The sequence below is a fragment of the Methylobacterium sp. B1 genome, from assembly GCF_000333255.1.
Lineage (GTDB): Bacteria > Pseudomonadota > Alphaproteobacteria > Rhizobiales > Beijerinckiaceae > Methylobacterium > Methylobacterium fujisawaense.
Genome location: NZ_BACT01000209.1, coordinates 1 through 1,942, shown reverse-complemented (window position 1 = coordinate 1,942; position 1,942 = coordinate 1). Strand labels below are relative to the sequence as shown.

3 protein-coding genes are annotated in these 1,942 nt (G+C 65.9%); 1 reads left to right on the top strand and 2 read right to left on the bottom strand.

Going from position 1 to position 1,942, the window contains the following annotated elements:
• Window positions 1-53 precede the first annotated feature (53 nt).
• Both I53_RS33720 and I53_RS05580 read right to left on the bottom strand, forming a co-directional pair.
• Window positions 54-212, bottom strand: a complete 159-nt coding sequence (locus I53_RS33720) for a hypothetical protein (protein WP_170867471.1) — start codon at window positions 210-212, stop codon at window positions 54-56.
• Window positions 213-605: 393 nt separating this feature from the next.
• Window positions 606-1,100, bottom strand: a complete 495-nt coding sequence (locus I53_RS05580; protein ID WP_043347613.1) for an HD domain-containing protein — start codon at window positions 1,098-1,100, stop codon at window positions 606-608.
• A 289-nt stretch (window positions 1,101-1,389) separates the two neighbouring features.
• Here I53_RS05580 and I53_RS30965 point away from each other — a divergent pair, with 289 nt between their 5' ends.
• On the top strand, window positions 1,390-1,692 hold the full coding sequence (locus I53_RS30965; RefSeq protein ID WP_251982231.1) for a hypothetical protein: 303 nt from the start codon (window positions 1,390-1,392) through the stop codon (window positions 1,690-1,692).
• The last annotated feature ends 250 nt before the right edge of the window (window positions 1,693-1,942 follow it).

The following is a 1,942-nucleotide window of genomic DNA, read 5'->3' as shown; positions in this document are numbered from 1 at the left end:
CTTAGGACGAAGGCTTTGAGCCGCTCCTGATCGCGAGGCGATCGGGAACGGTTCTAGCGCTTCGGCGGGTTCGGTGCGGATTGATCGGTCTGCGGTTCCATCTTCGTGGCGTCGGGCTTCGTCGGTGTATTGTTCTGCGCCTGTTTGTCGTCGCAGGCCGCGAGGCCGATCAGCATGAATCCTACCAGCGAGAGACGACTGATCGACGGCATGGAATCTCCTTCTTGCAATTGGATGGAACGGAACCAACAGCGCTCGGCTTCAGTGCTGAGGACCGCTGGCCCGAAGCCTGCGTCGCTCGGAACTTTGCTCCCGCCGCGTTGCTACGGCGACGTCCTCCGCGGCCAAAGCGGGGGTAGCATCCGCAGACGATGCAATCCGGGGGACGATCATCAGTTCCGAGTCGATCTCCCTCAGACGCCAGACGGTGCCGCCGGCAGCCCGGGTGGCGAGAAGGGCACCCTGACCGGCGAAGGCCAAGCCCGGCAGCCGGGACCTCACCCTTCAGCTTTCCGTCCGCTCTAGGCGGCGGATCGCGGCGTTGCCGTTCGGCGGCACGGAGATGTCGGAAGCGGATCACGCCGCGACCCGTTTGCCCCCGGGCCTCAGCGCCCTGTGTATCCCGCCACCGCCGCAGCCGACTTCAGACGCGCGAAGGCGTCGGCGTAGCGCTCGCGCAGGAAGGCGGCATCGGGCGGTATCCGGGAGGGACGAAGATTGTCCTCCGTATCGGACATCTTGATCAGCAATGCCGCGAGATCACCCGATCCGATCAGGGCCGCAATCCGTTCCGAATAGGCGATCCGGCTGGCGGGCTTCGTGAGAAGCGTGACCGTTCTGATAATATCCGCCTCGAAACCGGCCTCCTGAAGATCTGTCGTTGTGCGTGACGTGTCCTCCAGCACATCGTGCAGGAGCGCCGCCTGCATCACTCGCATCGGGTCAATGTCGAGTCCGTCGCTGAGTCGGGCGTGACCGGCTCGGGCCAGGGCCGCGTTCGCAACGCGCTCCAGGTGCCGCATGCAGGGCTCGCCACACTTGTCGAGCTGACCGGCATGCGCGGTAAGGGCGAAGGTATGGGCATCGAAGATCGTCGGCACGCTGCCCTCTTGCGGCATCCACCGGACCGGATTGCCGTCGCTCCGGCTCCCAGCTCCGTGAAGTCCTCAACGCGCTGGGGTGTTCCCGACCGGTCCGCGTCAAAGAAGGCCGCGTCTTACCCGGGCCATCGAAGCCGAGACGGTGCCGGTCCGGAAAATATCACGGATGCGCAGTCTTCGCGCGTCGGCCGAAAGTTATGACCGTATGGACTATTGCCCAGCTCCTCGGAACTCGCCATCTCTTGTCTCTGTTCGGACAAGCGGCGAGTCGCACTTCAGGATTGAGCCCATGGCGTCCGTGACACTGGAGAAGCCGCTCGATGTCGGTGGGCCGCTCAGCCGGCGCGCCGCAGCCCTGGCCAACGTCCGATGGTTCCGTGCCCTGGCATGGCGGGCCCTTCGCGATGGAGGCCCGCGCGCCGAGTTGCGCGCCGCCAACGCACGGGCCGCCGCCCGGATCGTGCTGCGTCAGGCCAAACGCGACGCTTTGGTCGCCTGCTTGGCGCGTCAGGCTCTGGAAAGCCCCGGTGGACCGCTTCACCGAGCGCCTGATCGCCCCTCCCAGGGCGACACCGTCGCACCGTCGCGATAGCCTGTCATTCCGCCTCGTGCGGTCGGGACAGACAGCACTGTCGTCGATCGTGTCATGGCGGCCCGGCGCTGCGTTAGGCCTCGGCCGCCACGACGGGTCCCGCGATCGTTCCACCGCGAGACCCGAATGGTCGGCCGGGCGTTCTGCCCGGCCTCGTCTGAGATCTGGATCTCAGCGCTTGAACTTGCCGTCGTACTTGAATTCCGGCGCAGCCTTGAGCTGATCCTTGGAGGCTCCGATGACGGCCTTC

Coding starts and splice junctions, on each gene's coding strand:
- I53_RS33720 (WP_170867471.1), bottom strand. CDS start 212: ATGCCGTCGATCAGTCGTCTCTCGCTGGTAGGATTCATGCTGATCGGC.
- I53_RS30965 (WP_251982231.1), top strand. CDS start 1,390: ATGGCGTCCGTGACACTGGAGAAGCCGCTCGATGTCGGTGGGCCGCTC.